This window comes from Blautia sp. SF-50, assembly GCF_900101315.1.
Classification (GTDB): Bacteria; Bacillota; Clostridia; order Lachnospirales; family Lachnospiraceae; genus Blautia_A; species Blautia_A fusiformis.
In genome coordinates this window covers 1-7,015 of the sequence record NZ_FMUW01000061.1, presented here as the reverse complement: position 1 = coordinate 7,015, position 7,015 = coordinate 1, and the positions used below count along the sequence as shown (strand labels likewise).

The 7,015-nt window shown below is 38.5% G+C and carries 8 protein-coding genes; all 8 read right to left on the bottom strand.

The window, feature by feature from the left end; translation table 11 throughout:
* The coding region (locus BLP57_RS17315; RefSeq protein ID WP_092072393.1) for a transposase at positions 1 to 247 on the bottom strand (247 nt) is incomplete at its 3' end.
* An 86-nt stretch (positions 248 to 333) separates the two neighbouring features.
* On the bottom strand, positions 334 to 783 hold the full coding sequence (locus BLP57_RS17310; protein ID WP_242872673.1) for a YkgJ family cysteine cluster protein: 450 nt from the start codon (positions 781 to 783) through the stop codon (positions 334 to 336).
* Positions 784 to 845: 62 nt separating this feature from the next.
* Complete coding sequence (locus tag BLP57_RS17305) at positions 846 to 2,204, bottom strand: ATP-binding protein (RefSeq protein ID WP_092073555.1); 1,359 nt, start codon at positions 2,202 to 2,204, stop codon at positions 846 to 848.
* A gap of 86 nt (positions 2,205 to 2,290) precedes the next feature.
* Positions 2,291 to 2,752 carry an NADAR family protein gene (locus BLP57_RS17300; RefSeq protein WP_004223769.1) on the bottom strand — a complete coding sequence of 154 codons (462 nt, stop codon included), beginning with the start codon at positions 2,750 to 2,752 and terminating at the stop codon, positions 2,291 to 2,293.
* Positions 2,753 to 2,828: 76 nt separating this feature from the next.
* Entirely contained in the window at positions 2,829 to 3,074 is a 246-nt protein-coding gene (locus tag BLP57_RS17295) for a hypothetical protein (protein WP_005340290.1), read from the bottom strand.
* A gap of 3 nt (positions 3,075 to 3,077) precedes the next feature.
* Positions 3,078 to 3,764 (bottom strand): DUF3990 domain-containing protein, encoded by a 687-nt coding sequence (locus BLP57_RS17290; RefSeq protein WP_005340294.1) that lies wholly within the window; start codon positions 3,762 to 3,764, stop codon positions 3,078 to 3,080.
* A gap of 119 nt (positions 3,765 to 3,883) precedes the next feature.
* Positions 3,884 to 4,300 carry a hypothetical protein gene (locus tag BLP57_RS17285; RefSeq protein ID WP_092073553.1) on the bottom strand — a complete coding sequence of 139 codons (417 nt, stop codon included), beginning with the start codon at positions 4,298 to 4,300 and terminating at the stop codon, positions 3,884 to 3,886.
* Positions 4,301 to 4,310: 10 nt separating this feature from the next.
* The gene (gene ligA / locus BLP57_RS17280) at positions 4,311 to 6,326 is read right to left on the bottom strand and encodes an NAD-dependent DNA ligase LigA (RefSeq protein WP_092073550.1); all 2,016 of its coding nucleotides are present in this window, start codon (positions 6,324 to 6,326) and stop codon (positions 4,311 to 4,313) included.
* Positions 6,327 to 7,015: the final 689 nt, after the last annotated feature.

The window sequence follows — 7,015 nt, the reverse complement described above, 5'->3', positions numbered from 1 at the left end:
CCTTTGTATCGCGTAATTCTCGTTGCAGACGTGCGATTTCTTTTGCTTCATCACTTGCGTAATTGCCTGAACCACGAGTAGGAACAGTTCCTTCATGTTCCTTTGCTGATTTCATCCAAGTCTTTAGTGCTGATTCACTAATTCCAAGATTTTCAGCACACTTACGAAGCGCAATCTCAGGATGCTCCAACCGATATCTTACTGCATCTTCCTTAAACTCTTGTGAATACCTTGTACCTCTTGCCATAACCATTCTCCTCTCTTGATCTATGACTATCATATAATATTTATTGAAAATGGTCATGTTTATTTTGTACTATTTATATTCTAACATCAATGTATTTCCAATCCGTCTCCGCATTCCGGATTATTAAAGATATATCCAACAGACATTTCTTCCGGATTTTCCGGAAAATTACTATCGGCAGGAAGGGAAAGATACCGGCCAATTGGAAACATGGCACAGACTGTCGGTTTTACATCGTGTACCAAACATTTTCGATCTTTTAATAGCGGGCAACGTTTCACACTTCCTTGTGGTTTCAGGCGTACTACGGGGAAACGGGAGTTAGATCCAATATAGGTTTCACAATATTGTTCCAAGGCATTCTCTGGTGTAATCTGAAATTTTTTTGCTATGTTAAACAGATCTTTCGGGGATAAGAGGATATCATCTCGGTGGATGCAACATTTTCCGCATTGAGTACAGTGAAATACAAATGTATCATCGAGACCGATTTCTTCATATCCTAATTGTTCTTTTATTTCTTTTATTGAATTCATATTATTGTCCTCCTAAATAAAAAAGAGACCACTTGGGAAGTAGTCTCTTCGTAAACATAAACTTAATTAAATTTGTATTGTTCCAGTAAATAAATAGGCAGTGTTTCTGTTTTACCGTCTATACCACCTTTGGTTGCGCCCTTTAAATAAAGAAGCTTATCTGCTTTTCCTTGTGCCAGGGCTTTCTGGGCAGTGGAAGCAGTACCTTTTCCAGCTTTAACTTCTATTAAATAGCGGGTGGAAGAGGATAGGCTTTGTGCTACAAAGTCAATTTCTCCGCCACGGTAGGTAGCAAAAGCAGGGGTTTCAAAGGAAATTTCCTGTGGAAAATCCTGGCGTTTCTTCAGGTTGATATAGACATAATTTTCATTTAATGTGCCTGCAAGTACACGGGAATCGGTACCGGTACGTGTCAGATAATAGTTTGCCAGCCCCATATCCATGAAGTAGCAGCGGCTTGCGGACTTAAAATCCAGAATATCCATTTCTGTTATTTTGGCACAGAATCCGATGATTCCGGAAAAGTATAGCCAGCTAATGGCACGGTTGCAGGTAGCCTTTGAAATATTGCTGGAGTAGTCTTTGGTTACCAGTTTTTGCAATTCTTCACTGATGCTGTCTTCTGAAAATCCTTTCTTTTCACGATTTAAAATACGGCAGATGGAAAAGAAAATATGGGTAAACACTTTGGTATCTAAAATATCCGTAAAATAGCGAATGGATTCATTGGTAAAGGTATCAATGATTTTTACAAGTTCGCCTTGTGCTTTTACTATGCTTCGGTTTGCCAGATAGTTTTCTACTACTTTAGGATAGCCACCAACCTGGCAGTACAGCTCATAGGCTTCCTTTAAGCAACCATAGACCTCTGCCCTAGAAGGAACAAAAGGTATTTTTTTATAATCTTCATACAGGCTTTGGTCATAGGCCATCAAAAATTCCTCAAAAGAAAGTGTGTAGATGGTAAGCTTAGTGACATCTCCACTAGAATAACGGAATTCCGGATCATAAATCCGTCCGAGATAGCTTCCAGTGATGATGAAATGGGCTTTAAAGTGACGTGTAAACTCCCGGATACGGTTATAAATTTCGGAAGACTCCTGGATTTCGTCAATAATGATGACGGTATCTTCAGAATCAATAAAGTCCGGTTCATATAACTGGAAGGCATCGTGGAGAGGATGCTCCCGCCGTTTTGTTCCAGGTGTCCAGTCGGTTGCCTGTTTATAACATTCCATAAACTGTTTGCCGCTTAATTCAAACAGGTTAATATAAATTTTGTGTTTGTAGTTTTCGTCAGCGAATTTCTGTATCAGGTAGGTTTTTCCAACCTGACGGGCTCCACCGACTTCCAGGGTACTATGACCTCCTTCATTTTTCCAATCCAGAAGACGGTCATAGACAAAACGCTTCAGATACATAAGCACAAATCCTTTCTTTAAAATCTATCTTTCATTATAGCAAAATATTTGCAGTTCATACAGTGCAAAATTGGATAAATTATGTTTTAACATTCAAATTGAAGCTTTGCACGTATATCCATAAGAATTTTGCCAAGATGATTTTCGCCATGACCATTTACAGAACCCCAAAAGTAATCTCCCCAGTTGTTTCCTTCAACAAGGTGACAATTCCCAGTAGCAAGTAATGCTTTACATAGGGTAGGATTCTGCATGAATTTGCACATACAAATTTCATACATGTACATAAGCTTTACACTTTCCCAGTCTGAACGTAGCTGCACTTCTCTTCCCAGTTTTTTTGCATCTTTTGGATTCCTTAATTTGGTAAATTGAAGCTGTTCTTTAGGGGAAATGGTCTTTTGTGCCTGGAAAGCAGCCTCATTATTTGCATACCAGTAGCCCCGGTAATATATCCGGGAAGGATAGAAGTTACTAAGAAAAGCGTATGCTCCATGAAAGTGGTCAATTGTTTGCTGGTAATGATTCGAATAGGTATTAATATACATGTAATCCCTTCTTTCTTATACAAAAAAGGAACCGCTTATGGTAAGCAGTTCCTTCTTAAACATATTTTTTTGTTTGTTATTTGTTTATTTGTGCTTCTTCTTGTTCTTCGTAATAGCGGTCTGCAATATAGCCGGCAGATTCCGCCCAAAGAGTATTTTCTGTATTTTGTAGGGCCTTGTAAGTTTTTGAATGATAAAATTTGCCCATGGCATCCGGAAAGGAAAGATTACTCTTTTCCATAATAATATCGACAACATCCCGGATTTGAATATACAGATTCATTGAAATATCTTTTCCGTTAAAAAAATATTTACCTTCCATGTTTTACACATCCTTTCGAGATTCCAATACCAGATGTTCAAGAGCAAGTGGGGTGTGAAAGGAAACCTGATTATTAACCTTATTATACCGAAGCCTTGTAACCGCTTCATCCACGCTCAAGATACCGGACAAATAAAGTTGTACAGTTTCCATGGTATTATCATCCGCAACAGGCCCAATTACAACATCATAGTGATGCTGGATATCGCCGACAGTACGGTTGAGTTTGACAAACTCCAACCATTCCTTGTCCAAGGTGGCAAAATGTTTGATTTTTAGTTCCTCGGATTGCTGGAAGATATACCGATACACATATTTGCCGCCAGTATGAGTACGCAAGTACAGGCGGTTCGCCCATTCATTTGCCTGCTGTTCGAGAACTGTGCAATAAAATCCACGACCAAAATCACGACGGTTATGTGATTTGTTCAAATCGATTTTATCAAATGCAATATTGGAGCCATGGAAAAGAACAAGCGTGGGCGTATCTTCTTCTATAATATCTTCTACATATTGAAAAGTATCATGAATATCTAATTGGTGCAACGTTTCGTGTTGTACCAGTATTTTTTCAAATACTTGATGTTTGTAGAATATATTAAAGGCATCGTCTTCCGATAGTTGGTGCTTTTTAGCATAATATTCCAGTGCTTCAATTGATAGCATCTCTATATCTGATTGAATACTCATATACGTTATCCCTCCATTTGCTTTCATTATATCAAAAAAGAAGGTGCTTTCCAACGGTAAAATAATTATAAATAAAAAGTCGCAAAAGATGTTTGAAATGGGGTATTCACCCCATTTCACTATCCCCATACTTCGCCCATGATTTCCACAAGAAAATCATCTAACGGAAAATTGGGAGGAAGTAATTCACCAAACGTTTCTTGAATTTCTTGGATAACTTCTGTATAAGAAGAATACGCCTGTGAAAATAATTGGGAAGAATTTTTAAGTTCGATGATATAAAATTCTTCTCCTGGATTTAAGTCCAGCTCTTCCTGATCCTTGATCCGCCATACTGTCAAAGACTCGGCATTGCCATAACGGTAGCCATCATGTTTCTCACAAAGATATTCCTGAAAGGCAAAGAGTGATTCTGCATCAGAAAACTCTTTGTATAAATCAGGAAAAACTTCTTCTGTATATCGAAGAATAAGATTAGCAGCCTCTTCTGTAATAAGAAACCCATAGATATGAAAAACAGATGTAATGATACTCATAGATTTCTCCTTACGCAATCATTTCAAGAAACTCATCTTCAGACAATATTTTAATACCGAGAGCCTGAGCTTTTGTTAATTTACTTCCGGCTTTTTCCCCACAAATCAGATAATCTGTCTTTTTTGTGACAGAACTGCCTGCTTTTGCTCCAAGCTCAATGATCTTGGAGTTGATTTCATCCCTTGTAAAATGAGCAAGTTTTCCTGTTGCAACGATAGTACATCCTGTAAATACATTTTCTTTCATCATAGTGTTCATTTCCTTTCTTTCTTCAAATATAAGTTCTTTTTGGAGTTCGTGCCAGAGAATTAGATTGTTTTCATCAGAGAACCAGTCATGGATATTCTGATTCAGGGTATCACCAAAGTCATCTAACTGGGTGAAATCATAGTCACCAGAGGCAGCGTCAAAAAATTCCTGCAGACTGCCGTGGAATACTGTATCCAAAATCCTGCTTTTGGTCCTTCCGACCATAGGAATATCCATGGAAACCAGGAACCGGACAAAGGTAGTATTCCGGCTGGAAGTAATGGAATTCCATAATCTTTCAAAGGATTTTTTACCGAAACCTTCCAACTGTAAGATTTCTTCCTGATGTTCGTTTAGATGGTAAATATCCGGAAATGTCTGGAGATAACCTAAAGTCAGGAATTTTTCCAAGGTAGTTTCGGAGAGCCCCTCAATGTTCATTGCTTTTTTTCCAACGAAATGTGTAAAGCGTTTTCGGATCTGGCTATCACAGTTGGGATTGTCACAATGCACTGTTTCAATGAGACGCCCATCATTTCCTTTTCTTTGATAGATACGAGTCTGAGAACCACAGCATGGACATACTGGAGGAACTGCATCTACGTAATGACCACGTTCCAGATTTTCTTCAATATGAGGAATGATCATATTACGTTTCGATACAGAAATTCTGCAGCCTGGCACCAATTCTAATTCTTTGATAAAGGTCAGATTGTGAAGGGTTGCTCTGGAAACAGAGCATCCGTCAATTTCCACAGGGTCAAAAACTCCCACAGGTGCAATTTCTCCGAAACGGGTGGGTGTCCATTCTATATTGCGAAGAGTGGTTTCGTAAGTTTCGTCTTCAAACTTAAAAGCCAGTCCATCTTTATAATGATGTCCGGTACGCCCACAGCTTTTGGAATAGTCCAGACTGTCGAAAATCATTACAATTCCGTCAATAGGCAGATGTTTTTTGCCTGCCAGATTAGTCAGCCTCTCAATATACTGATTTACAAGTTCCGAGGTTAAGGGATGGTTTGCAGCAATATAAGGACAAGGCTGAAAACCATAGTCAAACAGGCTGGAAATTTTCATAGCTCTGCTGTCTGGAAAGAGAAATGGAGAGTCCAGACCTTCCAGAACATTAAAAGGCATAAAGTGCAGACAGCGTCCTGCACAATTTGCCGGATCAAGACTTCGCACAGAGCCAGAAGCCAGATTTCGCCCATTTTTGTAAGGTTCTCCTTTTCCATCTCGGAGGGTTTCTTTTAAACGCTCAAAGTCATTGGTTGGGATGAAGGATTCTCCAACAATCACCAGCCGGCCTTTATATGGAATTGAGAGAGGGACATCAACGTATGCAGGGATGTTATGGGTGATAAGTTCCCCAATTTCTCCGTCGCCACGCGTGGAAGCCTCTACAAGTGTTCCATTTTCGTAGACCAATTTAGTCGTTAATCCGTCCAACTTCAGCATAAACAGAACCGGCTGCTTACCGGCAAAGCTTATCAAGTCCTGTATCTGCTTTGTCTTATCTAAAGAGAGCAAAGGGACTGGATGCTTTACTTTGGGAAGTTCACTGATGGGAGTATAGCCTACGGTTTGTGTCGGTGAATTGGATAAGATAAAGCCTGTCTGCTTTTCTAATTCCACTAATTCATCGAAGATTCGGTCATATTCCGCATCACTGATATTCGGACTGTTCTCATTATAATAAGCGTTACGCTGTAAATTCAGATAGTCCACCAGTTGTTTGATTTTTTCCACGTTTGATAATTCATTGGGATGGTTCATTTTATTCTTGTCTCCTTTTCTATGGTATAGTTGTAATTCTTATTTGTTCTGGTTTTTCTTCCTCCTTTCTTTGCGTTTAGGCATAAAAAAAGAGAATGACACGGATGTTCATTCTCTAATGCGTGCAGTTTCCTGCAAAATAAAAAAAGCCAGAAGTCCCTGCTGGTAGCGTGGTATACTTCTGACACTTTTACAAACCTAAACTGCGTGCGTATATCCTTTCCGGATGACACAAATAATAATTACATAGTAAGTGTAACACTATATGTAGTATGTGTCAATATAAAAACACTATATATCGTTTGGCATGAGAGGAAAATTACTATATATAGAGGAAGCATGGATATGGAAAATATTGCTTGAATGAAAAAGTAAATTCTACATTCTAATATACCTTGATTTTATGCGGGATTTAATTCTATTTTCGGAGATATACAACTTGATTTTTTTAGTATATAATGCTTTTATACGGCATAAACAGCATAGTTTTTTGCATGATAAAAGGACATCTGGAAATAGTGTGCAGGACTAAATTCCACATGTCTGTTGGAAAGACTAAATTCTATGCAATGAAACTTGCCTGTGCCTGTATTGTTATTATTATTTTATTAATGCTGGTATCAATGTGACTTCATCGGCTGGTATCTCTGCTAATCCTAATGCTTTATGAAGTCTGTTATCCAGCAGGA

Bases quoted from the DNA above. Each gene is read 5' to 3' on its own strand.
- BLP57_RS17310 (WP_242872673.1), bottom strand. From the start codon at position 783: ATGAATTCAATAAAAGAAATAAAAGAACAATTAGGATATGAAGAAATC.
- BLP57_RS17305 (WP_092073555.1), bottom strand. From the start codon at position 2,204: ATGTATCTGAAGCGTTTTGTCTATGACCGTCTTCTGGATTGGAAAAAT.
- BLP57_RS17300 (WP_004223769.1), bottom strand. From the start codon at position 2,752: ATGTATATTAATACCTATTCGAATCATTACCAGCAAACAATTGACCAC.
- BLP57_RS17295 (WP_005340290.1), bottom strand. From the start codon at position 3,074: ATGGAAGGTAAATATTTTTTTAACGGAAAAGATATTTCAATGAATCTG.
- BLP57_RS17290 (WP_005340294.1), bottom strand. From the start codon at position 3,764: ATGAGTATTCAATCAGATATAGAGATGCTATCAATTGAAGCACTGGAA.
- BLP57_RS17285 (WP_092073553.1), bottom strand. From the start codon at position 4,300: ATGAGTATCATTACATCTGTTTTTCATATCTATGGGTTTCTTATTACA.
- ligA (WP_092073550.1), bottom strand. From the start codon at position 6,326: ATGAACCATCCCAATGAATTATCAAACGTGGAAAAAATCAAACAACTG.